The organism is Paenibacillus sp. MAH-35 (genome assembly GCF_058135425.1).
Map to the genome: position 1 here is coordinate 169,474 of NZ_JBYUPU010000003.1, position 24,737 is coordinate 194,210.

General features: G+C 57.0%; 18 protein-coding genes and 1 pseudogene. 9 read left to right on the forward strand and 10 right to left on the reverse strand.

Annotated features, from left to right (window positions below; genetic code table 11):
• Positions 1-86 precede the first annotated feature (86 nt).
• Positions 87-782 carry a queuosine precursor transporter gene (locus AC3Y2E_RS04230; RefSeq protein WP_379207480.1) on the forward strand — a complete coding sequence of 232 codons (696 nt, stop codon included), beginning with the start codon at positions 87-89 and terminating at the stop codon, positions 780-782.
• 278 nt (positions 783-1,060) lie between these two features.
• Here the strand turns inward: AC3Y2E_RS04230 and AC3Y2E_RS04235 are convergent, their stop codons facing one another.
• Complete coding sequence (locus AC3Y2E_RS04235; RefSeq protein ID WP_379207482.1) at positions 1,061-2,926, reverse strand: extracellular solute-binding protein; 1,866 nt, start codon at positions 2,924-2,926, stop codon at positions 1,061-1,063.
• A gap of 248 nt (positions 2,927-3,174) precedes the next feature.
• Here AC3Y2E_RS04235 and AC3Y2E_RS04240 point away from each other — a divergent pair, with 248 nt between their 5' ends.
• On the forward strand, positions 3,175-3,462 hold the full coding sequence (locus AC3Y2E_RS04240; RefSeq protein ID WP_332075981.1) for a hypothetical protein: 288 nt from the start codon (positions 3,175-3,177) through the stop codon (positions 3,460-3,462).
• A 256-nt stretch (positions 3,463-3,718) separates the two neighbouring features.
• On the opposite strand, the gene AC3Y2E_RS04245 is transcribed toward AC3Y2E_RS04240, so the two are convergent.
• From AC3Y2E_RS04245 to xylA, 6 genes and pseudogenes are all read right to left on the reverse strand, one after another.
• Positions 3,719-3,997 (reverse strand): hypothetical protein, encoded by a 279-nt coding sequence (locus tag AC3Y2E_RS04245; RefSeq protein ID WP_379207484.1) that lies wholly within the window; start codon positions 3,995-3,997, stop codon positions 3,719-3,721.
• 320 nt (positions 3,998-4,317) lie between these two features.
• Positions 4,318-5,418: a Gfo/Idh/MocA family protein gene (locus tag AC3Y2E_RS04250; protein WP_379207487.1), complete on the reverse strand. Its 1,101-nt coding sequence runs from the start codon at positions 5,416-5,418 to the stop codon at positions 4,318-4,320.
• 88 nt (positions 5,419-5,506) lie between these two features.
• A complete protein-coding gene (locus AC3Y2E_RS04255; RefSeq protein WP_379207489.1) occupies positions 5,507-6,262 on the reverse strand; it encodes a ThuA domain-containing protein in 756 nt (251 codons plus the stop codon).
• A gap of 17 nt (positions 6,263-6,279) precedes the next feature.
• The gene (locus AC3Y2E_RS04260; RefSeq protein ID WP_379207492.1) at positions 6,280-7,440 is read right to left on the reverse strand and encodes a Gfo/Idh/MocA family protein; all 1,161 of its coding nucleotides are present in this window, start codon (positions 7,438-7,440) and stop codon (positions 6,280-6,282) included.
• A 46-nt stretch (positions 7,441-7,486) separates the two neighbouring features.
• Positions 7,487-9,052 (reverse strand): annotated as a pseudogene (gene xylB / locus AC3Y2E_RS04265) (xylulokinase); the annotation flags it as partial.
• Complete coding sequence (gene xylA, locus AC3Y2E_RS04270; protein ID WP_379207494.1) at positions 9,025-10,341, reverse strand: xylose isomerase; 1,317 nt, start codon at positions 10,339-10,341, stop codon at positions 9,025-9,027. The pseudogene xylB and the gene xylA, both read right to left, overlap by 28 nt.
• Positions 10,342-10,575: 234 nt before the next feature.
• On the opposite strand from xylA, the gene AC3Y2E_RS04275 reads away from it, so the two are divergent.
• Positions 10,576-11,736 (forward strand): ROK family protein, encoded by a 1,161-nt coding sequence (locus AC3Y2E_RS04275; RefSeq protein WP_379207496.1) that lies wholly within the window; start codon positions 10,576-10,578, stop codon positions 11,734-11,736.
• 36 nt (positions 11,737-11,772) lie between these two features.
• Here the strand turns inward: AC3Y2E_RS04275 and AC3Y2E_RS04280 are convergent, their stop codons facing one another.
• Together AC3Y2E_RS04280 and AC3Y2E_RS04285 are read right to left on the reverse strand one after the other, a co-directional pair.
• Entirely contained in the window at positions 11,773-12,579 is an 807-nt protein-coding gene (locus tag AC3Y2E_RS04280) for a formate/nitrite transporter family protein (protein ID WP_379207499.1), read from the reverse strand.
• Positions 12,580-12,677: 98 nt separating this feature from the next.
• A complete protein-coding gene (locus tag AC3Y2E_RS04285) occupies positions 12,678-13,787 on the reverse strand; it encodes a bifunctional 3-deoxy-7-phosphoheptulonate synthase/chorismate mutase (RefSeq protein WP_379207502.1) in 1,110 nt (369 codons plus the stop codon).
• Between the two features lie 858 nt (positions 13,788-14,645).
• Between AC3Y2E_RS04285 and AC3Y2E_RS04290 the strand changes: the two genes are divergently transcribed.
• Positions 14,646-15,230: an RNA polymerase sigma factor gene (locus AC3Y2E_RS04290; RefSeq protein ID WP_190930866.1), complete on the forward strand. Its 585-nt coding sequence runs from the start codon at positions 14,646-14,648 to the stop codon at positions 15,228-15,230.
• Positions 15,217-16,413, forward strand: coding sequence for a hypothetical protein (locus AC3Y2E_RS04295; protein WP_379207506.1), 1,197 nt, complete (start codon positions 15,217-15,219; stop codon positions 16,411-16,413). The genes AC3Y2E_RS04290 and AC3Y2E_RS04295 overlap by 14 nt, the downstream gene beginning before the upstream one ends.
• Positions 16,414-16,979: 566 nt before the next feature.
• Here AC3Y2E_RS04295 and AC3Y2E_RS04300 read toward each other — a convergent pair.
• Positions 16,980-19,118, reverse strand: a complete 2,139-nt coding sequence (locus AC3Y2E_RS04300; RefSeq protein ID WP_379207508.1) for an endonuclease MutS2 — start codon at positions 19,116-19,118, stop codon at positions 16,980-16,982.
• Between the two features lie 706 nt (positions 19,119-19,824).
• On the opposite strand from AC3Y2E_RS04300, the gene AC3Y2E_RS04305 reads away from it, so the two are divergent.
• The 4 genes from AC3Y2E_RS04305 (at position 19,825) to AC3Y2E_RS04320 (ending at position 24,594) form a co-directional block, all read left to right on the forward strand.
• Positions 19,825-20,241 carry a MerR family transcriptional regulator gene (locus tag AC3Y2E_RS04305; protein WP_379207510.1) on the forward strand — a complete coding sequence of 139 codons (417 nt, stop codon included), beginning with the start codon at positions 19,825-19,827 and terminating at the stop codon, positions 20,239-20,241.
• Positions 20,242-20,586: 345 nt separating this feature from the next.
• Positions 20,587-22,275 carry a spore germination protein gene (locus tag AC3Y2E_RS04310; RefSeq protein WP_379207513.1) on the forward strand — a complete coding sequence of 563 codons (1,689 nt, stop codon included), beginning with the start codon at positions 20,587-20,589 and terminating at the stop codon, positions 22,273-22,275.
• Complete coding sequence (locus AC3Y2E_RS04315; protein WP_379207515.1) at positions 22,202-23,440, forward strand: GerAB/ArcD/ProY family transporter; 1,239 nt, start codon at positions 22,202-22,204, stop codon at positions 23,438-23,440. The genes AC3Y2E_RS04310 and AC3Y2E_RS04315 overlap by 74 nt, the downstream gene beginning before the upstream one ends.
• Positions 23,437-24,594, forward strand: coding sequence for a Ger(x)C family spore germination protein (locus AC3Y2E_RS04320; RefSeq protein ID WP_379207518.1), 1,158 nt, complete (start codon positions 23,437-23,439; stop codon positions 24,592-24,594). Before AC3Y2E_RS04315 ends, AC3Y2E_RS04320 begins: the two co-directional genes overlap by 4 nt.
• Positions 24,595-24,737 lie beyond the last annotated feature (143 nt).

Below are 24,737 nucleotides of genomic sequence, written 5' to 3' on the forward strand. Positions count from 1 at the left end.
CTGGTATGATGGTAGCTGTCGGATTTTTTTGACCGGCCGCGGTTCGTAACCATCCCGCGTTATCAAAACTAAGGAGGCATTATTCGATGTTCAATTTGGTTTGGGGCATCTTGTTTATGCTCGTTCATTTCGGGCTGTTTTTGCTGTGCTACCGGTTATTCGGCAAGAAGGGGTTGTATTCCTGGATCGGCTTTGCGACGGTTCTCGCCAACATCCAGGTGACAAAAACGATCGAGATGCCTTTGCTCGTGACAGGCGGAATCGTCATGACCCTCGGCAATACGATCTATACGTCGATTTACATGTCCACCGATCTGCTGAACGAAAAGTACGGTACGCAGGCGGCCAGGCAGGCGGTATGGTTCGGGTTTTTCAGCATGCTCGCTTCGCTGGTCATTATGCAGATGACGCTGGCGTTCGTTCCCCAGGAAGGCGATCTCGCCCAGGAATCGCTGCAGACGATTTTCGGCCTGCTGCCGCAAATCGCGGCGGGCAGCTTGTGCGCCTACTTCGTCAGCCAGTTTCTCGATGTCCGCGTGTTCGCTTACCTGAAACGCAAGTTCCCGGTGCGCAACCAATTCTGGATTCGCATCAACGGCAGCACCCTGCTCAGCCAGCTGGTCGATTCGCTCGTCTTCTGCACGATCGCGTTTGCGACCGAATATCCGTTCGACATTTGGCTGCAAATTTTCATTACGACCTATTTGTTCAAAATGATCATATCGATAGCGTCGACCCCGATTTTATACTGGGCCCGCAGCTTCAAAATCAAGGAAGACTAGTTCAAATTCAGAGCTACTGATGTGGCTTGAAAAGGAGACCCGGCCGCTGGCTAACGTCTTTTCATCCCATAGGATAAGCTCTGAAATTGTATTAGGCGGCGGTACTATATAAACGGCAGCGCAAACAGGCAGACGTCAACAGGCACACCAACAGGCTACGCGCAAACAGGCAGTCGCCAATCAGCGGACACCAACAAACCCTCCAATACCGCCGTTCCGCGGATGTAGAGGGTTTGTCGTTTTCCGGTATTCTCATTTTGCGATCGTTACGGCTTGGTTTATCGAAGGAAGCCGTTCAGCTTCCCCATCATATCCCGATACTCTTTGGAATCAGTCATTTCCTTCACATGACGGTCCCAGTCGTCCAGCGACGCTTCGCCGCTTATGACTTTGACTTTTAACTCCTGAAGCTTGCGGTTCAGCTCGCCGTATTCGCCCGTTGCGAACAAAGCGTTTGCCTGCGGCAGCGTTTTGCCGGCATACGACACGTCCTGCCAAGCGTACACCGCGTACCGGTACCCGTCCCGGGTCGAATCGGACAGCTGGTCGAACAGCGCCTTCTGCGGAAGCAGCGACGTCGTGCCGAACACATTGTCCAGCACGGCCCGGTCCGCTTCGCCGAGTCCGGATATGCCGCTCCAATCGCTTTCGCTTGCGGCGATTCCGCGGTCGAGCCAGTCCAGGATCGCTTCCGCTTTGTCCTTCGGCACCGTACGCGGGATGATGTAAAGCCCGGACTCCTCCGTGCTCCAAGGCGCAATCGCTCCGCTTGTCCCCTTCAGCCCAGGAATCGGCATCCAGCGCGCGGAAAATTTGTCGGACGTGCCGGCTTCGACGGTCAGCTTCGCCGCCTGTTCAGCGGTGATCGCGGCAAGACCGACCCGGCCTTGACTGAGCTTGGATACGACGCGCTCGCTGCCGGTCAGCGCGAACTCTTTGTCGATCAAGCCGGCCTTATAGGCGCGAGCGAGCCAGTCCAGCGCGGCCCGCTGTTCTTTCCCCGTCGCGTTATCGACGACTTTCCCGCCGGCCGCGGCAAACCGCACGGGACTTCCCGTGAACGCCTGCTCCACCCAGGACAAGGTGCCGAGCCCGTTGCCGTCCACACGTCCCGTAATGCCGATCGTATTATGCTTGCCGTCCCCATCCGGATCGTTATGAACGAACTTATCCAACACCGCCAACAATTGGTCCATCGTCTCCGGCATGATGAGTCCGAGGCGGTCCAGCCAATCTTGGCGGATCGCGGGAAAAGCCGCAGCATTCGGGTGACTCGGGCGCGGAATGCCGTACAGCCTTCCGCCGATGCTGCGTGCAGCCGCGGCATCGCCGGACGCCAGCGCTTTCAGCCGCGGATACTTCTCGAGCATATCCGTCAGATCGGCCGCGAACGACTGGAGCAGTTCATCCGAGTAGCGGTAAGGGTTGCCGAGCAGCATCAGATCGGTCGGATCTCCTGCCGCGATCCGGATATTGACCCGGTCGTTGTATTGTTCCGGCGCATAAATCGAGAAGCGGATATCGGACTTCCACTCCGTCTTGAAGTATTCGGTCAGCTTGTCCGAAGCGTCCAGAACGCCGTTGTCCGAACGGGTTCCTACGCTGAAGCGCACCGGCGCATTCGGGTCGCTCACCACGGCGGATTGATCCAACTCGTTCCAGCTGACTTTCAAGCCGCTGGCCTCAGCCGGCATCCGCAACGGAACCCACATCAGGTCTCCTTCGATATACGGTGTGACCGGCAGTTCAACCGCTGTGCCGCCTTTGACGTTCATTTCTCCGTGTCCTACGCGGAATACGAGTGTCTCGCCGACTGCGCGGCTTGCCGTCAGCTCGAGCTGCCCGGAGTTCCACTCCAGGCTGTAGCCGATGCCCTCCAGCAGCGCTCTCGCCGGGACGACCGTAGTCCCGTCCTTCATCGCAGGAGCCGCCGGCCACATCACGATCTGGCCTTCGAAATCAATCCGCACCGCCCGGGAATCGGCCGCTTCCTCAACGCCTGTAGGCGCATCGCTCCAAGGCCAGCCGTTAGGCACATCGGCATATGCCGGAGCCGCCCCCGCTAACGATAGTGCCGCTACGCACAACGCAGCCAGTATCGTCTTCCAGCTTTTTTTGCTTGATCCAGCTTTATCGTTAACCAAAAAGTCCCCCCGCCTTTCTATTGGTTACCCTTACAAAGTTAGACGTTATTCCCCATAGGAAAGTTTCCCTTCGGACAACATTTCGACATTTCCCCTTCCGGTTACGGACCTTTGGGCCACAGCCTGTATGCAGCTCCGCCGATCGAGTCTCCGCGGGCGCCGGACGCCCCGATATGGTATACTGGATTGCAGCGGACCCGCAGTGAAGCAATGCTGCAATTTACTTCAGATCAGGGGGGGCAGGCAGGTTGAAAATCCACATCGTCGCCGGTATTCTCGTCGGTTACTTCAACGATATTTGGCAAATGGTGCTTGTAGCCTCGGTATTATGGGGCATCGTGTTTTGCGCATTTATGCTCAAATCGTACAAGGAGCGCAAAGAACGGTACTTGGCCCGATTAAAATCGCTGGACAAAGAGAAAGAATTCGGGCTGTCGCCGAAGATCGCTTATTACATCCGGGAGTTTATTATGGCGGTTGGCATGGCCTTCATGATTGGCACGATTACGTTGACGGTCAAATCGATGGCCGGTTGACGCGCTGCTCAAGGTTCAAAGATGCCGCTCCATTTGCCGGCGGGAATGGAGCGGACGGCGTCGGCCGGGCAGGCCGCCGCTTCTTACTGAATCACTTCAGTACGCGGCCCGGTTCCTCGGCGAACAGCGCCGTGCTTCCAGTCCCCGTTTGTCATTTCGTAAACTCCGCTTCCTAGAGCGATTTCGGCTTGAACCTCCCGTCGTTCACGAAAATCGTCACGATTTGCTCGCGCTCGCACGCTTCGATCGTGTTCTCTTACAACGACGAATCCCGAATCGGGGGATGCCGGTCCGGCACGCCCGCCAATTCGCCCCATCCGTCCCGATCGTCGCTAATTTCGACATAATGTCCGTTCTCGTAATCCATAATGAACGTCCGGCCCGGCAACCATTCTCTCTCGCTGCGGGAATAGTGAACCCGGAAAATCTCCTCCCAGCGGATTAAATAGGACAGCGGCGGACCGTCCTGAGACGGTTTTCCCTCCCAAATACCTGCATCGTCCGTATACAGCATAGACCCGTCCGACTTCTCCATCTACTTCCATTATGGACAAATTAGTATGGTTATACGACATCCGTCCGACATTTCCTGCCGGTTTCGATGATTTCGGTGATGGGGAGTCTTTCAATCGGAATAGCAAATGACCTGTTTAAAAGCACGAGCGTATGAGGGAACACGAAACAATGCGAGGTAGCTAGGAGGGATAGGAGAGGTTACTAAGGTAAAATTATGTTGGATTAGTTTGGTTAATTTAGATGGAATGGTGCGGTTGCTCCGCAAGGCGAGCCGCAAACTCACGCCAAGCGGAACAACCCAAGCATCTGCCAGACAGCGCTGCGAGGCCTTACAATAGCCTACAGCCAGGTGCTGTCCGCATTCATCGGCATCGGCTCCGGAGATTCGCACGAGCTGTGCATCTCATAATGCTTCCCTTGATCGGAAGCGTCATGGAAGCCGTGCATCGCCTCCAGCACGTGGTAGGCCAGATCGCCGTTCGCGCGATGCGGCCGGTTTTCCGCAATCGCTCGGGCGATATCGAGCACGCCGACGCCGCGGCTATTCTCGGCAAAGCCGTGCGACAGCGGAATCTCGGTCCAGTCCTTCGCCCCTATGCGGCGGTACAGCACCGGTCCGCCGAACGTGTTCGGGTCGGGTACCTTCAGCGAGCCTTCGCTTCCGTAGATTTCGATGCGGGGCAAGCCCGAACCGCCCATCACGTCGAAGCTCGTGATGATCGTACCGATCGCGCCGGAAGCGAATTCGAGCAAGCCCGCGATATGCGTCGGGGTGTCGACCTGAATCATTTGGCCGTATTTCGGCTCGCTCGTAATGCGCCGTTCCGGGAAGCTCGTCTTGGTCATGCCCGCGATCCGGCTGATCGGACCAAGCGCCGCCACCAGCGCGGTCAAATAATAAGGTCCCATATCGAACATCGGGCCGCCGCCGGCTTTATAGAAAAATACCGGATCGGGATGCCAGTTCTCCGGACCGCGGCTCAGCATAAACGCCGTAGCGGCGACCGGCTGGCCGATCCAGCCGTCACGGATCAGCTTGATGCTTGTCTGGATGCCGCCCCCGAGGAACGTATCCGGCGCGCAGCCGACCCGAAGCCCTTTCTCCTTCGCCAGCTGAACGATTTTGCGGCCGTCTTCACGCGTGACCGCAAGCGGTTTCTCAACATACACATGCTTGCCGGCATTCAGCGCCCGCAAGCATACTTCCGCATGAGCGGCCGGAATCGTCAAATTGATCACAAGATCGATCGCCGGATCAGCCAGCAGCTCTTCGACGGAGCAGGCTTTCGCCACGCCGAACTCCTCGGCCCGGGCCTGGGCGCGGCTTACGTCCAGATCGGCGCACGCCACAACTTCAAGGGCCCGGTACGTTTTGCAGTTTTTGAAATAGATGGCGCTAATATTGCCGCACCCGATAATGCCTACGCGAACTTTCTCCATGGAACTTAACCCCTCCGCCTTCAATCGAGATGAACGGTTCCCCCGCTTATTCCATTCCGCAGCTGCGGTCCGCTCTCATACCGCCGGACTACAGCTGGCTGTCTCCCATTCCCGTATACGCCGCGCCCTGCTCTACAGCCGATCCTTTCGCCGCAGAAGCCGCCGCTTCCTCCGCACGCCGCTTGCCTTCCGCCGCCCATACGAAGCCGCGGCGCATCATCAGCTTCACCTGCGGGATCTCGACGACGCTGGCGACGTGCCCGAGCGAACAGTAAAAGACGCGGCCGACGCCCCATCGCTTCGTCCAGACGACCGGCATATCGACGGCCTTGTTCAGCGAATGCGGACCCGGCGCCACCGGAAAACGCGTCGTAGCGAGCACTTCGACAGCCGGATCAACATGCATGTAATACTGCTCGGTCTTGACGCCGAAATCGTCGATGCCTTCGAGTAGAGGGCTGGAGCTGCTCTTGATGTTCACGGTGTACTCGACGGAATCGTTCCCGGGATGCGCCACCCACTGCCCGCCGGTCATAAACTGCCAGTCGACGTTCGTGCGGAACGCGTCGCACATGCCGCCATGGCAGCCTGCGATCCCGACGCCGCTTTGCACCGCTTTGGATACGCCCGCAACCTGCTCCTTCTCGATCTGTCCCATCGTCCATACCGGCACGATCAGATCGAGCGACTTCAGCTTCTCCTCGTCGGCAAACGTCTCCAGCGTGTCGGACAGCTCCACCCGGAACCCTTCCTCTTCGAGCACCGTCCGGAAAATGGCGGCCACTTCCTCCGGCTGGTGTCCGAGCCAGCCGCCCCAAACGATTAATGCTTGCTTGCTGCTCATATGTACCGGCGCCTCCTTCACATGTCGGCGATCGAGATCCAGCGTTTTTCGCCGATCGACCGCTCCACCGCTTCGAGAACCGCCTGGCACGACACTCCGTCATGAAAGTTCGGCACGGGTTGGCGGTTTTCCTGCAACGCTTGCATCATTTCTACCATTTCATGGATGAACGTATGTTCATAGCCGATCGTATGTCCCGGAGGCCACCATGCTTCGGAATAAGCATGAGCGGGATCGGTCGCGAGCACACGGCGGAATCCTTGCACGTCGGCCGGATCGTCCTTGAAATACACCTGCAGCTCGTTCATCCGTTCAAAATCGAACTTGACGCTGCCGAGGCTGCCGTTTATTTCGAAGCCGTTCGTACAGCGGTGCCCCGCGGCAAACCGGGTCGCCTCAAAGCTGCCGAGCGCGCCGCTTCCGAAGCGGGCCAGGAACAACGTCGCATCGTCGACCGTAACCTCGCCTTTTGGAGCGTCCTTGCTCCCTAGAGCGCTCAGTCCGGTCATCTCGCTCGGCATCGGACGTTCCTTGACGAACGTCTCGCTCATGCCGACGACCTCGGTCATCTCGCCTACCAAATACCGCGCCATATCGATCAGATGCGCCCCGAGATCCCCATGCGCGCCCGAACCGGCCACCCGTTTATCCAGCCGCCAGACGAGAGGGAAATCCGGATCGAGAATCCAGTCCTGCAAAAAGACGGCGCGGAAATGGTACACCCGGCCGAGCCGCCCTTCCTCGATCAGCTTCTTCGCCAGCTTTACGGCAGGCGCGAACCGGTAATTAAAGCCGACCATATGCTTAACGCCGGCTTCCTCGGCCGCCTGCAGCATCTCTCTCGCATCCGCAAGCGTCAGCGCCAGCGGCTTCTCGCAGAACAGATGCTTTCCGGCCTTCGCCGCGGCGAGGGCGATCTCCTTGTGCGCATCGCTCGGCGCATTGATGTCGATCAGATCGATATCGTCGCGCAGGACGATCTCCCGCCAATCGGTCGAAGCTTCCTCCCAGCCGAACTGTGCGGCCGCCCGGCGCACCGCCTCCCCGTTCCGTCCGCCGATCACCTTCATAACGGGTTTCGCCGTATCCGGAAAAAACATCGGGAGATCCCGGTAAGCGTGGCTATGCGCTTTCCCCATAAATTTATAACCGATCATGCCGATCCGAACCTGCTCCATCGCCTAAATCCCCCTTACCCTCGGATAATATAGCCGATCCTGCCGATTATGACATACGGAACGCGCTCAAAGCCGCTTGAAGCTCGCGCGTATCCGCATACACCCGCTTATACAGCGGATACAGCTCCGCATATTTCGCCGCCTCCGCCGCGCGCGGCCGGTACGTCTTGCTCCGCTTGATGAATACCGAGGCGCATGCTGCGAGCGAATCGAACCAGCCGCAGCCGTACGCCGCCAGCATCGCGGCTCCGAGCGCCGGTCCTTGCTCGCTTTCCAGCTTATGAATATCGGCTTCGAACAGGTCCGCCTGCAGCTGCAGCCAGCTGTCGTTTTTGGCCCCTCCGCCGATCGAGACGAGCGAGTCGATGCGCTGGCCCGATTCGCGAAGCAGCTCCAGCGACTCCTTCAAGGAAAACGTGATCCCTTCGACGACCGCCCTCGTGAAGTGCGCAAGCGTATGGGAGGCGTCCATCGCGATGAAGCTCGCCCGAATCAGCGCATCCGCATGCGGCGTCCGCTCCCCGACGAGATACGGCGTGAAGAGCAGCCCGCCCGCTCCGGGAGCGGTCTCGTCCAGCCCCTTCAGCAGCTCTTCGAACGGAACATCCGGCGCGAACGTGTCCTTGAACCATTGCAGGCTGTAGCCGGCCGCAAGCGTAACGCCCATCGCATAAAAGCTGTCCGCTTTGCCGTGATTGAAAAAGTGCAGCTTCCCTTTATAGTCCGCCCCGCCGTCTCCGGCATAAGACAGGACGACTCCGGATGTCCCGATGCTGCAAAGCGTCTCCCCTTCGGATATAATCCCTGCGCCGATCGCTCCGCAAGCGTTGTCCGCGCCGCCTGCATAAACGTTCACCGTAACCGGCAAGCCGGTCTCGGCAGCAATGTCCGGCAGCAGGGTGCCGGTGTTCGCGTGAGATTCGACCAGCGGGGCGCACAGCGACAAATCGATTCCGCAGGCGAAAGCGATCTCGGAGCTCCACCGCTTGCCCGCCACATCGAGCAGCAGCGTGCCCGCCGCGTCGGAATACTCGGCGGCGATCTGTCCGGTCAGCCGGTAGCGCAAATAATCTTTGGGCAGCAGGAACAGGGCGGCTTGCGCATACAGCTCCGGTTCATGCCGCTTCACCCAGAGCAGCTTCGGCAGCGTGAATCCTTCCAGCGCCTTGTTTTTGGCGACAGCGAGCAGCCGCTCGCCGAGCACGGCTTCAATCTCCCGGCATTCCTTCGTCGTACGCGTATCGTTCCACAAGATCGCATGACGGAGCACCCGCCGGCCCGCATCCAGCAAGACGAGTCCGTGCATCTGCCCGGAGAAGCTCAGTCCTTCCACGCCCGCCGGATCGATGCCCGACTCCTTTACGAGTTCCCGCAAGGCGCCGACCGTTCCGTCCACCCACAGCTCAGGGTCCTGCTCGTTATAGCCGGGCTTCTCCTGAATAAGCGGATAGGCTCTCGACGCCTCCCCGCATACGCGGCCTTCCTTGTCGATCAGCAGCGCCTTAACCGCGCTTGTACCGAGATCAACCCCAATGACATATCCCACTGGCAGCACTCCTTTCTCCACTACATTTCTACCCGAATTTACTGCTCCGCCAGCAAATATTGGTTCAGAACCGCCTTCAGCCTTTCCTGACGGCCGGAGCGGTTGCGGATCGTATCGTTTTGCAGCGCATACGCCTCGAGACTGGCCAGCGTGGCTTTGCCGGAGACAATGTCGAGCCCGATGCCTTCTTTAAATGTAGCGTACCGACGGTCGATCGCATCCTCGAACACCCGGTCCTCCAGCAGCCGCGCCGCCACCTTAAGCCCTTTCGCATACGCGTCCATCCCGGCGATATGTGCGTGGAACAAATCGTCCGGCTCAAACGAGCCGCGCCGCACTTTTGCGTCGAAATTAATCCCGCCCCGGCCGATGCCGCCGTTTTGCAGCACCTCGTACATCGTCAGCGTCGCCGCATACAGATCGGTCGGGAACTCGTCGGTATCCCAGCCGAGCAGCAGATCGCCCTGATTCGCATCCAGCGAGCCGAGCATGCCGTGCATCCGGGCTACGCGCAGCTCGTGCTCGAACGTATGGCCCGCAAGCGTCGCATGGTTCGCTTCGAGGTTCAGCTTAAAATGATCCTTCAGCCCGTAATGCTGGAGAAACGAGATCGTCGTCGCCGCATCGAAATCGTATTGGTGCTTGGTCGGCTCCTTCGGCTTCGGCTCGATCAGAAACTGCGCGTCGAATCCGATCTCGGACGCATAATCGATCGCCATCCGGTACAGCCGCGCGAGATTGTCCAGTTCCAGCTGCATATCCGTATTCAGCAGCGTCTCGTAGCCTTCCCGTCCGCCCCAGAACACGTAATTTTCCGCGCCGAGCGCTTTGCCGACTTCCAGCCCTTTCTTGATCTGGGCCGCGGCGTAAGCGTATACATCGGCGTTGCTCGTCGTTCCCGCTCCATGGACGAACCGCGGATTCGTGAACATATTGGCCGTATTCCACAGCAGCTTGACTCCGGTGGACTTCATATACTCCTGAATGATCGCGACGATTGTGTCGAGATTGCCGTTTGTCTCCCGCAGCGTATCCCCTTCCGGAGCGATATCGCGGTCATGGAAGCAAAAATAAGGAACGTTCAGCTTTACGATCAGCTCGAAGGCAGCCTCCACCCGGGCTTTCGCCAAATCCATGCCGGTGTACCGGTCCCACGGACGCTCCGCCGTACCTGCTCCGAACGGGTCGCTTCCCGTGCCGGTCAACGCATGCCAGTACGCTACCGCAAAGCGCAGATGATCGCGCATCGGCTTGCCCGCTACGATCTCACCGGGATTGTAATGCTTAAATGCGAGCGGGTTGCCTGACGAAGCGCCTTCATACCCGATCCGCTCGATGCCGGAAAAATAAGACAAGACCGATCCCTCCATACTCGGATGTTTTTCATTAGACATAAAACGGCTAACGTCCGAATTACCGGAACAAAGCAAAACCAAAACCATTTATCATTTCAAAACCATCATAGCAAACAATCCAAACTTTGTACATTGGTTAAACAAAGTTTTTGGATACCAACCGGTTGTGTTTTCGGACAAACTAAAATAAACTGGATTCATTAGTTTAACGCTTGTACAAACGAGGGAGATCCATTGCAAACAACCGGAGATCAGCATTTAGTCAAAAAAATAAATAAAACGATCGTCCTGGAAGCGATCAAAAAAGAAAGCCCGCTGTCGCGGGCGCAGTTGTCGGAGATGACGGGCCTCAACAAAGGAACCGTATCGACCCTCGTGAGCGAGCTGATCGAAGAAAAGCTCGTCTATGAGATCGGACTCGGTCGCTCAAGCGGCGGCCGCAAGCCGGTCATGCTGTTGTTCAACAAAACGGCGGGATACGCAATCGGCGTCGATCTCGGCGTCCGTTATCTGCTTGCCGTGCTATCCGATCTGGACGGAAAAATCGTCAGCGAGCGCCAGGTCGAGCTGGAGCGGAGCGAGCCCGGCTATGTGCTGCCCGTTCTTGCAGATACCGTCCGCTCGCTGGCCGATGCCGCTCCGGACAGCCCTTACGGCGTCGTCGGCGTCGGGATCGGAGTCGCCGGCATCGTCGACGATAAAGGGACCGTGCTGTTCGCGCCAAATCTGGAGTGGCGGCAGGTCGAGCTGCAGCGGCTGCTCGCGGAAGAGCTCGGGCTGCCCGTAACGATCGGCAACGAGGCGAACGCCGGAGCGCTCGGCGAGATGCAATACGGGGCGGGCCAAGAAGCGTCCGATCTGGTCTACTTAAGCGTCGGCACCGGCATCGGAGCGGGCATCGTCGTCGGCGGCCGGATCTTGCCGGGAACGGGCGGATTCGCCGGCGAGATCGGTCATACGACGATTGAGCAGAACGGCAGGAAATGCAGCTGCGGCAATAAAGGATGCTGGGAGCAGTACGCTTCCGAGAAGGCGCTGCTGGAAGCGGCAAAGCCGCTCGGCGTCGAGCGGCTGGGTAAACTTGTGGAACTCGCGGAAAGCGGTTCTACGGAAGCGATCCGGCTGTTCCACGAGGTCGGCGAGAGCCTCGGGCTCGGCATCGCCAATATCGTCAATACGCTGAATCCCGATCTGATTCTGATCGGCAACCAGATGACCCGGGCCGAGCCGTGGATCCGCAGTTCGATCGAACGCGTCGTCACGTCCCGCTCGCTGCCGTTCCACCGGAAGCAGGCGCAGATCCGCTTCGCTTCATTAGATACGCACTCTACCGTGCTGGGCAGCGTGTATGATGCGATATCCGCCTTTTTCTCCAAGGACCGGATCTCCTTGTAGCGGATCATTTCCGTCATGCCCGTCAGCTCCGAGGGCTTACGCGGAACGCCGGCCCGGCGCGGCGGACCGGGAGCCCGGCTTCCGCAAGTAGACGAACCAGTACACCGTCCCTACGAACAACGAGCCGCCGACCGCGTTTCCGAGATATACCGGAATGAAATTGCGGACGTAGTCGCCCCAGGTCGCGTATCCTTCAAAGATGGCGGCCGGGATGACGAACATATTCGCAACCACGTGCTGAAAACCGATCGCCACGAACGCCATCGTAGGGAACCAGATGCCGGCGATTTTGCCGGCGATATCGTCTGCTCCGTACGCGAGCCATACCGCCAACGCGACTAGCCAGTTGCAGCCGATGCCGGAGACGAACGCCTGCAGGAACGTATCCTCCAGCTTATGCAGCGCGATCGCCGCCGTCTGGCTCATATAAGGTTCGGCCGCGGTCAGACCCGCCACATGGCCGAATAAGTATGCGACCAGCATCGCGCCGAGAAAATTGCCGGCCGTGACGCACGCCCAATTCACGAGCAGCTGCCGTGTCGAGATTTTCCCGGCCAGTCTGGCGACGGGAACGGCCATCATATTCCCGGTGAGCAGTTCGCCGCCCGCCAGCAAAGTCAAAATGAGACCGAGCGGAAACACCGCCGCCCCCGCCAGGGCGCCGACGCCGGACCATGCGTCCGGGAATACCGCCGCGATGCGGATATGGAGCAAAAAACCTAGTGCGATAAAAGCTCCGGCCATCACGCCTAACGCGGATGAGCGGGCCCAGCCGAGCGACGTCTTATAAACGCCCGACTCCACGGCGATCGCCGCAATGTGGGGTGGCTTGTGATAAGGCATACGCATCCGACCTTCCGGTGCCTTACTTGGCAGTTATTCACTATATACAGAATAACAGCCGTCCGGACAGTTCGGATGTGACTTATTTCACAGTACGATTACAACCCGAGCTTGAGACCCGCGCCGGCGGCTTCCCGGTACAAGCCCGACGCCTTCACCTCGCGGACGAATTCCTCGAATTCCTCGATATCGAGCTGCTGGTCTGCATCGGACAACGCCGCCGGCGGATTCGGATGCACCTCCGCCATGATGCCGTCCGCTCCGGCTGCGAGCGCCGCCTTGGCGCACGGGATCATAATATCTTTGCGGCCGGTCGAATGGCTCACATCGACGAGTACGGGCAGATGGCTTTCTTTCTTCAGAATCGGCACGGCCGAAATATCGAGCGTGTTGCGGGTCCATTTCTCGTAGGTGCGAATTCCCCGTTCAATCAGCATGACCTGCGTATTCCCTCTGGATACGATATATTCGGCCGCATGCAGAAATTCGTCCAACGTCGCGGCGAGCCCCCGCTTCAGCAGCACCGGCTTGCGCAATTCGCCCGCCGCTTTCAGCAGCTCGAAATTATGCATGTTGCGCGCCCCGATCTGCACAATATCGATGTACCCGGCCGCTTCCTCCAGATGTCTCGGATCGACAATCTCGCTGATCGTCAGCAGACCGTACTCGTCAGCCGCTTCCTTCAGCAGGCGCAGCCCTTCGAAACCGAGCCCCTGAAAATCGTAAGGCGACGTACGCGGCTTAAACGCCCCGCCCCGCATAACCGGCACCCCCGCGCGCTTCAGGCTGGCGGCGACCTTCATCACCTGTTCCCGGCTTTCCACCGAGCAAGGTCCTGCGACGAGCACCGAATCGGCACCTCCGATCGCCGTACCCCGGAGCCGGATCACCGTATCCGCCTGCTCCTTCCTGCGGCTTACAAGCAGCGGCTGCTTCTTGCGCTCGGGCTGCTGTAGTTGAAGCGTAGCTTTGAATATTTCTTTGAACAAATGACGGATCGTCTGATCGTCGAACGGCCCTTCGTTGCTTGCCGCAAGCCGGTCGAGCATCTGCTTCTCCCGCTGCGGGTCGTGAACCGGCACATCGAGACTTTGTTTGATTTCGCCGATTAACACGCCGATCCGCGCTCTTTCGTTCAGCAGCTCCAGCAGTTGCTCGTTAATGCCGTCCAAGCGGCCTCTAAGTTCATGCAGTTCCGTAGTTTTCATCGGGTTCTCTCCTACATCTATTTTATTTTTGTGAACGGGCACTGTTCGGAGCCCGTTTGTTTCTGTGAACGCAAAAAAGCCCCACGTCCAAAAGGGACGGGGAACCGCGGTACCACCCTTATTAGAAAAACGACGGCTGCCGGCGTAGCCATGCGTAGTTCTCACTCGATGCACGTTAACGGCGTGCGTCCGGGGCGTCTCTACTGGGGCAACCGCTCGATCGGAATCAAGCGCAGTTTCCTCGTTCAAGGCCCGACTCGGGAGTGAATTTCGGCCGTCCGGTCCATTCGGGCGCTCTCAGTCTGTCGGCGCTCCGTCCCTGGTAAGAACCGTGATCGGCTTACTTGTCTCCGTCATCGTCTTGGAATGTTAAACCAGATTATAGAAGATTCAGACGATTTACGCAATAGACTGCTGGGAAGCTTTAACGCAGCACAAAGGTAAACGCCTGCCGGGTCCTTGACACGGGCGATTTCCGAGAGTTTAAGCCACTTCCGTGATAAACGTTCTGACTAATTATAGAAATGAGGCTGTCGATTCAATGTGGACAACCAAGTGGAAAGGGAAAAGATTACCTTCTGGCGAGTTTTGTCTGGAATCCCCTACCTTACAATCCTTATTCAATCAAGGGATTCCGGACAACCTGTTTGAGCAGAAGAAGGTAACTTTTCACTTGGAACGGCCTGCTATCACTTCTATACAATGAATCGACAGCCTCGAAAAACGCGCTATTTCGGGAAAATTCGGGCCGCCCCAACATTTTCCGATGCGGCTCGCGCGTCTCCCTGTTATACTTAGGAAAGTGCATAAATTTGGCAAGGGCCGGATTTTGAACCGGTCAAGGGGAGGCACCGTCTAATGAAAGAGGTGAAGCAAGTGGAAACCGGCGCCAGCGAAAATTTCGATTATTTGAGATACATAGCCGAGACGACTGATCAGAAGGCGATCTTGCGCGAACTGATGACGGCCTACGGCGACGATGTATGGAATTATGCATTCAGCATATGCCGCAAAACCGATTTGGCCGACGATATTACACAGGACGTCTTCTTGAAAGTATACCGGAGACTGACCTCGTTTCGCGGAGAATCGTCCGTAAAAACATGGCTGCTTACGATAACGCGCAATACAGCGCTTGATTATAAACGATCCGCGTTTTGGCGCAGGGTGACGTTAATGGACGTCATCTCCCCCCACGGCTCTCACCGTTCGGCGGAGAATGAAGCGATGGAAAATATGTCGGTTAACGGCATTTGGGCCCAAGTGTTGCAGTTGCCGCCTAAATATAGAGAAGTACTCATTTTATTCGCCCACCATCAATTATCGATGAAAGAGATCGCCGACGTGCTTGGAATCAGCGTCGGAACGGTCAAATCGAGGCTGCACCATGCGCGGCTTAACATTTTGAAGGCGAAGGAGCGCGGAATACATGAAACAGATTGACGCCGATATGGAAGCCGAACTAGAACGAGAGCTGTCATCCGGCCCTTTGCCCCGCAAAGGATTTACGGACCAGCTTCGCATGAGGATCGAAGAGCGCGTGGACGAGAAAGAAAAAAGTTCCAGGTCGTGGTTTGCGATGGCCGGTTACGTATGCTCGATTATCGTTATGCTCGCCGTCTTCACCTCTGTCGTTCTGTACAGCGACAAAACGGCGGAAATCGCAATACCGAATACAGTCGAAATTCAGCAGCCACAGCAGCAAGAGCTGTCTATGTTCAGCGCCGGCTACGATTCGCAGGAATCGTTCAAGTCCGGGCTGCTGATCGGCCTGCGCAACGACGACCGGGACGTGACTTACCGGACGTTGTATATCGCACCCAAAAACGACCGTCCGGCTGTAGTCGCTCAAGGCAGCGGCATATTGGTACCTTATAAGCGCGATTTCTGGAAAATCGATCAGCTCCGTTACGAGACCGTGACGGACCGCTTCGAGTTTTTTGCGGCGCGTCCGGCTTCCCAGCGCGCAGCGGAACCGCGGAGCATCGCTCCGACACTGTTCCGGGACAATCCGAATGAAAAGGTCGTACATGCCGAACGAATTTTGTTCGCCGGCAACGAATACGTCTCGATCGGTGAGACGAACGAAACGATCGCCGGAAACGTTTCCAGCCCCAGCAGCAAAATGTGGACCACGACGATCCCAAGCTTGGCGGGCAAACGCGAGCCGGTCTCGCTGAGCGAGGTGCTGCAAGTGAATACGACGGCGCCCGATTATACGACGCACGAATGGTTCGTAGCCCGCAGCCAGGGCCGCTGGGTTCCGATGACCGCCGAGCAGGCGGCCGAGTCGGCTTCCGCCAAACCCGCCCTGCTCGAAACGTACAGGCAAATTAACGCGCAGCTCCCCAAAACGGTCGTCAATCACGACGAGCCGTGCTGCGCCTGGAGCGAGCTCGGCACCCGGTTTCCCGGCGCATCCGACTCGTTCTCTTCGCCGGCCAAAGATATGACTGTCGTATCGTCCGACGGGCTGCTGCTCGTATTCGGCAGTCCGGATCAGCTGTCCGGGGAGCCTGCGCTTACGATCAAGCTGAAGCCAAAGGAAACCGTCGTTATGGCGCAGTGGGCAACCGATCACTATGTGGAGGAATGGGCGGTCAAAACTTCGCAGCTGCTGCGTTAATAAGAAAAGCTTCTTAACGGCTAAACGGAGCCTTTGCCACGATGAATGATGAGACAACTTGCATAGGGGCTGCCTAACTAGATAAGGGTCTCTGGCACCCTTTATTTTCGGCATATTGGGCTACCAGAGATCAATAGAGGCGATTTGTACCCCTTATTTCCACTACCTGAAGGAGTTTGCGCCTTTTCGCGGAAATTAGCAGCTTCAAACCGCTCGTATTCCGCGCCCAAGCCGCTTTTCGGACAACATAAAAGCTGCAGACCACTCCTCTTCGACTCCTTCCCCCAGCTAGTAGCAGGGCGGAGAGCCGAACGGCCATGATAAGCAGCTTGCGGCACCGGCTGACTCGACAAGTAAGGGCGTCTTTTACCCGCTTTATCACGGTGAAGATCTTAAACATTCAAATATTAAAATAAGGCTCAAACTGCCCGGCAATCGGGAAGGCTTGAGCCTTATTTTTGTTCTCCGGAGCACGATGTAAGATCAGGTTCACGGAGCAGCTCTGCCCGCTTGAACAACGGTTCAGGCGCCGGCTGCCGCCCGCTTATCCGGTTACTGGCGCGAACTCACCCGTCCGTCTCCGGCTTTTTTACGATCATTACCCCTTCCGCATGTTTGCGGCTCATCAGCTTACGCTTTTTCCGGTCTTCCTTCGATTCAAATACGATGTCCATATCGTAATCGTCCGGGTACAGCTCGCTTTTGGCGATATGCAAGGCGAGCCGTTTCCGGTTTATTTTAAACCGCTGCTTCTGGATCATAACGCCTACGTTCCCTCTCGCATCCTCCGCTTCGCAGACGATTCCGGTTTTGCCCAGATAAGCGATGAACACGCAGTCTCCGACCTCCAGCTTCGGAGCGGGGACAGCCCCTGCTTCATTCCGTCCTGAATCGCCGGAAGTCAGTCCCGCTCCTGTCCTTTCCTGCCGGCCTTGCTTCACGGGCCGATTGTCCCGCCGCTGTTCCTGCGGCTCTTCCTGCTGCTGTGTCTGCGACTGATCCTGCCGCTGATCCTGCGGCTCTTCCTGAAGCTCCTCCTGCCGAACGCTCACCGGTTCCTGGTCAAGCTCCCGTTCCTGTTCCCGTTCCTGCTCCAGCTCCGTAAGGCGCGGATAATCCGGCTTTGCTCCGGTCCCCGGCTTCGCCAGTCGCGCCCCATCGGTAAAGTCCGCTCCACTCCCTCGTGTGGACGTTAATTGTTCCGAGCGCGAGATAATGCCCGCCGGTATTCCCAGCTTTTTGGCGATCAGAAATGCATAGCTCTGCCCCGCCTCTCCGATGCGCAGACGGTACAGCGGCTGCAGCGTCTCGGCGTCGAATTCCATCCGGGCGTTCTGGAATCCCGGAGTCTGTGAAGCAAAATGTTTGATTTCGTTAAAGTGCGTCGTAGCGACGACCGTAGCGCCCCTTTCGTGCAGCGCCTCCAGGATGGCGATCGAGAGCCCGACTCCTTCCCCGGGGTCCGTTCCGGAAGCCAGCTCGTCGAGCAAGACGAGCGTCGAGCCGTCCGCTATATCCAAAATGCCGACCATATTCCGGATATGCGCCGAAAACGTGCTGAGCGACTGCTCGATGCTCTGGCCGTCCCCGATATCCGCCGCCACGTGGCGGAATACGGCAAGCTCGCTCCCTTCGCCCGCCGGTACGAGCAGACCGGATTGGGCCATCAGGGTGAGCAGACCGACCGTTTTCAGAGCGATCGTTTTGCCTCCGGTATTTGGGCCGGTAATCACAAGCGACGAATACGATCTTCCGATCGTAAAATCGAGCGGGACCGTGCCGCCCCCGAGCAGCGGATGAACCGCGCTGTGCAGACGGATGAGGCCGCGGTCGTTCAGCCCGACGTTTCTGCCGTTGACGGCAAGCGCAAACTTGGCTTTGGCAAACAGGAAATCATACGTCCCGATCGCCTCTACATTCAGCTTCAGCTCATAATCGGCTTCCTCCACCAGTCCGGTCAGATCAGCGAGCACCTTCTCCTCCTCCCTCGCCTCCTCGGCGCGCAAACTTGCAAGCTCATGCTGCAGATGGGCGATCTCCTGAGGTTCGATATACACGGTTTGACCGCTGGACGACTCATCCAGCACGGAGCCGGCTACAAGCTTCCGGTGCTCCTTCTTAATCGGCAGCACGTACCGGCCCGAACGGACGCTGAACAACTGTTCCTGCATAATCGAGCGGTGCCTGCTCATCAGCGCATCCATCCGCGCTTTGATTTTTTCCGCCACGGCGGCGATTTTCCGGCGGGTTTTCAGCAAATCCCGGCTTGCCCCGTCGTCTACTTGCCCGTTGCGGATACAGCGGTCGATCTCCCGCTTCAGCCCGGACAGCTCGTGCATCGAGCCCGCATACCCGGCGATGCGCGGAGCGACGGACGCTTTGGCGGCCATATACGTCTGGAGCTGGCCGCAGCCTTGCAAGAACAGCCGAATGTTCGCAAAGTCCTGTTCGTTGAACACATATCCCGTACCCGACAGCTGCAGCACCGTTTCGATTCCGCTTAGCGAGGGGATCGGCACGCTTGCGCCGTTATTCAGGATGGCCAGCGCCTCCGCCGTCTCGTCCAGCGCCGTTCGTACCGTCCGGAGTTCCGTCATCGGGCGCATCCCCTCCACATGCCGTTTCCCCAAGTACGAGACGGCATAGTCCGCCACCCGATTGACGACTTTATCGTATTCCAATCTGTGCAGTGCATACTTATTCACATTGATCGCTCCTCATCTTCTTTTGCTTCTTAAAGAGGTTGTTCAAAAAAGCCCGCTTTTGATCACGAAGCAGATCCGAAAGCCTGCTCGACATCGAATATGGAATTCAGCCGGAACTTCCGGTGCTCACAAAAGCTGCCGCTACGCTCCTCATTTCCTAGCTTCATCCCATCTTCTCGGTGCTGAAAACCGGACTTTTTGAACTCGCACTTAAACAAAAAAAGGAAGGCCAAGAATGAGCATAGTCATTCTTGCCTTCCTCGTCCTTATCCGCGTTTGCCAAATACAACAAAAAAACCGTGCTCAAAGACAGCACGGATCGTCGCGTAGATAAAGGTATCTAGGGCAATGATGATATCCGCTGTTCTTAACTACATTCCGAGGCTCGCTGGCAGGCATAGGAAATAAACGTCCTGTTTTGGACAGGCCATTCTCCTCGCGCTTCAACTGCCTCTTATGGAATTAAATTAGTTAAGAACATTCACCGACATCAAAATCTCTCCCAGTACAAAGATACTACGATTATATAAATCTCACGGCCCGGAGTCAAGTTCGAAGTTGTACCCGACTTCCCGCCCTCGCCCGACTTACCGGGATCGGTTACAATGAACTTCGACAGAAACTATTGACCTTGACATCAGTGTCAAGATTTATACTGAGCTTGAAACCATTATTCAGATCGGAGTAAACGGGGGGGGGTGCATCGATGAGAATCGGAGAACTAGCCAGTATAACCGGCGCCAGCCTTCGCTCGCTGCGCTATTACGAGCAGCAAAAGCTGATAAGCCCGGTACGTTCGCACAACGGCTACCGGGAATACAGCCCTTTCGCTGTCGAACAGGTCGAGACGATCCGCTTTTATATCAGCCTCGGCTTCACGACCGAACAAATCGCCGGCTTTTTGCACTGTGTGATGCAAAATAAAGAAGCGTTCTGCCGGGACGTTCTGCCCGTATACGAAACGAAAATCGCCGAGCTAGACCAGCAGATCCAGTTGCTTTCGCGGATCAAATCCAATTTGGAGGAACGGGTCCGGGCGATGCTAGACGAGCGGGAGCAGGATGCGGACAACGACGTAATCCAGCCGCCACCGGAAGCCGGCCGCGCTCCGTCCGGCGGGTGAGCCTTACAGCGGCGAGCGCACATATTCGAACCTTCAGCCCCTTCGATCGCGGGGTTGAAGGTTTTTTTGTACGATTTTGCGGAACGTTCAGAGCTAAAGCTTGTCGATTCATTGAGTAGAAGTGATAGCAGGGCGTTCCAAGTGAAAAGTTACCTTCTTCTGCTCAAACAGGTTGTCCGGAATCCCTTGATTGAATAAGGATTGTAAGGTAGGGGATTCCAGACAAAACTCGCCAGAAGGTAATCTTTTCCCTTTCCACTTGGTTGTCCACATTGAATCGACAGCCTTTATTCGTCGTATATTTTTCCTGCAATGGGAAACCTAATGGAACGAGGTGACCGCAGGATGAGCTACAAGTTTCGCCAGCCGATTGCATTGTCGGACCTATTGAAGCGCCGGGCCAAACGATTTCAGGCCGAATTGGACAACCGTTACGAGAAAAGCGTATCCGCCTATGAGCATCTTCCCCTGACCGGTGATCTGGACACGAACGTAGAGGCGGTACGTTCGATTTTTGGTGACAGCAGCGATCTGGTCATACGCCGTTTTCTTGTGGCCAAAGGGAAGCTGCAAGCCGCCGTCATTTTCTTCGACGGTCTGACCAACACGGAAACCATTAATGAAAATATTATACAGCCGCTTATGGCCGCAGGCAGCCTGCCCGATTCGGAAAACGCGCTTTCGTCATCCGCCGACTGGCTGGACAAAACCGGAATCCCCATCGGCGAACTGCATCATACGGACCGGCTGAACAGCGTTATCCGCACGATCCTGTCCGGCGACTCGGTTCTGCTGCTGGAAGGCTCGGATACGGCGATTCTGCTTAACGCCAAAGGCTGGGAAAGGCGCGGGATCGACGAACCCCGGACCGAATCGGTCGTACGCGGGCCAAGGGACGGATTCACGGAGACGTTATGCATCAATACGGCCCTGATCCGCCGGAGATTAAAAGATCCGAATCTCCGCATCCAGTATATTACAGTCGGCCGGAGGTCGAACACCGACGTAGCCGTCGTCCATGTGGAAGGACTTACGAACCCGCAAATCGTGGAAGAAGTGGTGACCCGGATTCGGGCCATCGACATCGACGCCGCCCTGGAAAGCGGATATTTGGAGCAGGTGATCGAGGACAGCCACTGGACCCCCTTCCCGCTCATTCAGAACACGGAAAGACCGGACAAAGCGACGGCCAATCTGCTTGAGGGCAAAGTGATCATTATTTGCGACGGGACCCCTTTCGTCCTGATCGCCCCGGCCGTATTCGCGCAATTTTATCACAGTCCGGAAGATTATTACGAACGGTTTCTGATCGGCACGTTAATCCGGCTGATTCGCGTAGTCAGCATGGCGATGGCGCTGCTGCTGCCTTCGCTCTACATCGCCTTCAGCTCGTTCCATCCGGAGATGATTCCTTCCCGGCTCGTCATCGCCATGGCGGCGGGACGATCGACCGTGCCTTTCCCATCGATCGTGGAAGCGTTCCTGATGGAAGTTACGATGGAAATATTGCGGGAAGCGAGCGTCCGGCTCCCCGGGCCGATCGGTCCGACCATCGGAATCGTCGGAGCGTTGGTTGTCGGACAAGCAGCGGTTCAAGCCGGTATCGTCAGTCCGATCATGGTCATCATCGTTGCGCTGACGACGATCGGCTCGTTCGCGGCACCGAGCTACAGCGCGGCGATCGCACTTCGGATGCTGCGGTTTCCGATGATGGTCGCTGCGGCGTTTTTCGGGCTGTACGGCATTATGCTGCTGCTCATCTTAATCATCATTCACCTGTGCTCGCTGAAATCGTTTGGCGTCCCGTATCTGGCTCCTCTGACTCCCAGCCGGTTCGGGGATTTGAAAGACACCTTCCTGCGGGCGCCTCTCCAGTGGATGACGATGAGACCTACTATTTTCAAACCGAAGGACAAACGGCGCGCTTCGCGCAATGCCGGAGAGACGGGAGGCGGGCAGCATGGATCGGACAAGCGGCAGCAGCACGAGCACGGGCAGCGGAACTCGGGCAACGGAGGACCGGAACAAGCCTGATAAACCTTTTCAGATCACGATTCGGCAATCGAGCGCCCTTATTGCCAGCAGTCTGATCGGCGTGGGGGTGTTGACACTGCCCCGGAGAACGGCGGAGACGGCGGGAGAGAGCGGATGGATCGTAGCGATCGGCGGGACGCTGCTGGCGATGCTGGCACTGGCTATCATTATCAAGCTTTCCAACCGCCATCCGGGTCAGACGATCGTCGAGTATGCATCCCGCCTGCTCGGTCCCCGCCGTTATCCGTTGATCGGCCGAATGGTTGGCTTCCCCCTTTTCCTCGCCTATTTTTTGTTTTGGGCCACCTCGACGGCATTGGTCGCCCGTACGTTCGGGGATGTCGTCGTCACTACCGTGTTGACCCGGACGCCTCTGGAAGTGGTTATCGCTACGATGCTGATCACAGCATTTGTCTTCGTCATGTACGACGAGGAAGTGGTCGCCCGCGTCAACGAAATCTTATTGCCGATCATCGTCATTCCGGTGCTCGTCATCGCTTTGTCTTCTTTTCAAAGCGCGAGAATAGATAACCTCCTGCCGGTGTTCGACGGAAACTGGGCAGGCTTGATGAAAGGGATTTTCTATACGGCAAGCTCGTATCTCGGCTTCGAGATCATGACGATCTTTTTCGCCGATACGGAACAAGGCAGCAAGCGGATGACCGGCGGGATGGTCGGTGTCGCCATACCCGGCTTGATTTATGTGCTGATTGTCATCTCTAGTATTTCCGTATTCGGGGTAGAGGAAATCCGTCTTCTGGCCTGGCCGACTCTGGAGCTGGTCAAAACAAGCGAAGTTCCCGGCCTCATCCTGGAACGACTGGAATCGGCTTTTCTCGGAGTATGGGTGGCGGCCGTATTCACGACGGTAGGCAACATGTATTATGCGACTGCGGCCATCGCCCGGCGCACGTTTAAGCTGAAAAGCCATCGCTGGATCGCCTTGCTCCTGCTTCCCGCTTACTATTGGTTTTCCCTGGTTCCGCAAAACGGCGAAATGCTGCTGAAGTACGGGCGATTTATTAGCAACGGGGGAATGATTATCGCCTATTGCGTACCCATATTGCTGCTGCTCCTGTCCTTCGCCAAAGGGGGACGCAAGCGGGAAGGACAAACTCAGTCCGGCCAAGCCCTATCGGATCAAAAGGAGGCATCGACTACATGAACTGCTCCCGCTCCCGCTTATGCTCGCTGAAGCTGCTGCCCGTTATGCTGATCACGGCCTTGCTGTTATCCGGCTGCTGGGATCGCCGCGAAATCGAGGAACGTACCTCCGTCGTCGCCATTGCGATCGATAAGCCGAAGGACCGTCCGGATATGATTTTACTGACCGTCCAAATCCCGATCCCGATCCGGATCGCCGGTTCCGGCACGGGCAGCGGAGGCGGAGACGGCACCAATTCGGTTGAAGTGATGTCCGCTATGGGAAGGACAGTCGTCGACGCCTTTGAAAATTTGCAAAAACGGTTAAACCAGCAGCTGTTTTACGGACATACCCGTGTCATCGCGATCGGCGAAGAAGTGGCCAAGTCGGGACTTGTCTCGATTCTCGACCCGTTCCGGCGCGACCCGCAAATACGCCGGCTGCTGTGGCCGATCGTCGTCAAAGGAGAAGGCCGAAATCTGCTGACCGCCACTCCCACACTCGAGCAGATTCCGACCGTATTCATTATGACGATGATCGAAAACGGGACGCGCAGCGGACGCATTCCGGAAGTGAACTTGGGCACGTTTTTCGTCGATCTCTCTTCGGTGTCGAGGGAACCTTATTTGAACTATGTCGAGGTTAACGGCAAAGACATCAAATGGAGCGGCGTCGCTATTTTCCATGACGACCGGATGGTCGGCAGACTGAGTGAACGGGAAACGTGGCGGCTGATGCGAATCCGGGAGAAAAGTGACGGAGGCAACATCATTTTTCCTTTCGAAGGAAATCCGAAGCAGCTCGCGACGATCAATACCGAATTTGTCGAGAGCAAAAAAAAGATTACGTTTAACGGCGATCAAGTCATCGTACGGATCTATGTCTCTATCGAGAGCAATTTGCTGGAGAAAACGTTTGAGACCGACTTGTTCAACCCGCAAACGATAAAACAGCTGGAGCAGGACGCCACCGCTTATTTGGAGAAATATACAGCTGATCTCGTACACAAATTACAGCATCAGTTTCGCACCGACGCGTTCGGCATCGGCAGCCACATTAAAGCGTATCACAATGCGAGATGGAAAAGCATGGATTGGGATAAGCAGTTCCCCGAAGCGGACATCAAAGTATTCTACGACGTAAAACTGCGCAACAGCGGCATGGGGATGCGGTAATGGCTGCCCCTTCCGGGGCCCTGTCTGATTCGGCACTTCGCCCGTCCCCGGGAAGGAGCTGCGGAATTGGGCTTGTCCGGATGAGCCGCAAAAGTGTCAATAGGCTTCCGCTTACATACATTGGAAATGTGCATTTATCCAGT

What these genes read in the sequence shown, in the direction of transcription:
- AC3Y2E_RS04290 (WP_190930866.1), top strand. Translation starts at nt 14,646, where the DNA reads ATGAAAGAGGTGAAGCAAGTGGAAACCGGCGCCAGCGAAAATTTCGAT.
- AC3Y2E_RS04320 (WP_379207518.1), top strand. Translation starts at nt 23,437, where the DNA reads ATGAACTGCTCCCGCTCCCGCTTATGCTCGCTGAAGCTGCTGCCCGTT.
- AC3Y2E_RS04255 (WP_379207489.1), bottom strand. Translation starts at nt 6,262, where the DNA reads ATGAGCAGCAAGCAAGCATTAATCGTTTGGGGCGGCTGGCTCGGACAC.
- AC3Y2E_RS04285 (WP_379207502.1), bottom strand. Translation starts at nt 13,787, where the DNA reads ATGAAAACTACGGAACTGCATGAACTTAGAGGCCGCTTGGACGGCATT.
- AC3Y2E_RS04310 (WP_379207513.1), top strand. Translation starts at nt 20,587, where the DNA reads ATGAGCTACAAGTTTCGCCAGCCGATTGCATTGTCGGACCTATTGAAG.
- AC3Y2E_RS04250 (WP_379207487.1), bottom strand. Translation starts at nt 5,418, where the DNA reads ATGGAGAAAGTTCGCGTAGGCATTATCGGGTGCGGCAATATTAGCGCC.
- AC3Y2E_RS04315 (WP_379207515.1), top strand. Translation starts at nt 22,202, where the DNA reads ATGGATCGGACAAGCGGCAGCAGCACGAGCACGGGCAGCGGAACTCGG.
- AC3Y2E_RS04280 (WP_379207499.1), bottom strand. Translation starts at nt 12,579, where the DNA reads ATGCCTTATCACAAGCCACCCCACATTGCGGCGATCGCCGTGGAGTCG.
- AC3Y2E_RS04245 (WP_379207484.1), bottom strand. Translation starts at nt 3,997, where the DNA reads ATGGAGAAGTCGGACGGGTCTATGCTGTATACGGACGATGCAGGTATT.
- AC3Y2E_RS04230 (WP_379207480.1), top strand. Translation starts at nt 87, where the DNA reads ATGTTCAATTTGGTTTGGGGCATCTTGTTTATGCTCGTTCATTTCGGG.
- AC3Y2E_RS04295 (WP_379207506.1), top strand. Translation starts at nt 15,217, where the DNA reads ATGAAACAGATTGACGCCGATATGGAAGCCGAACTAGAACGAGAGCTG.
- AC3Y2E_RS04260 (WP_379207492.1), bottom strand. Translation starts at nt 7,440, where the DNA reads ATGGAGCAGGTTCGGATCGGCATGATCGGTTATAAATTTATGGGGAAA.
- AC3Y2E_RS04305 (WP_379207510.1), top strand. Translation starts at nt 19,825, where the DNA reads ATGAGAATCGGAGAACTAGCCAGTATAACCGGCGCCAGCCTTCGCTCG.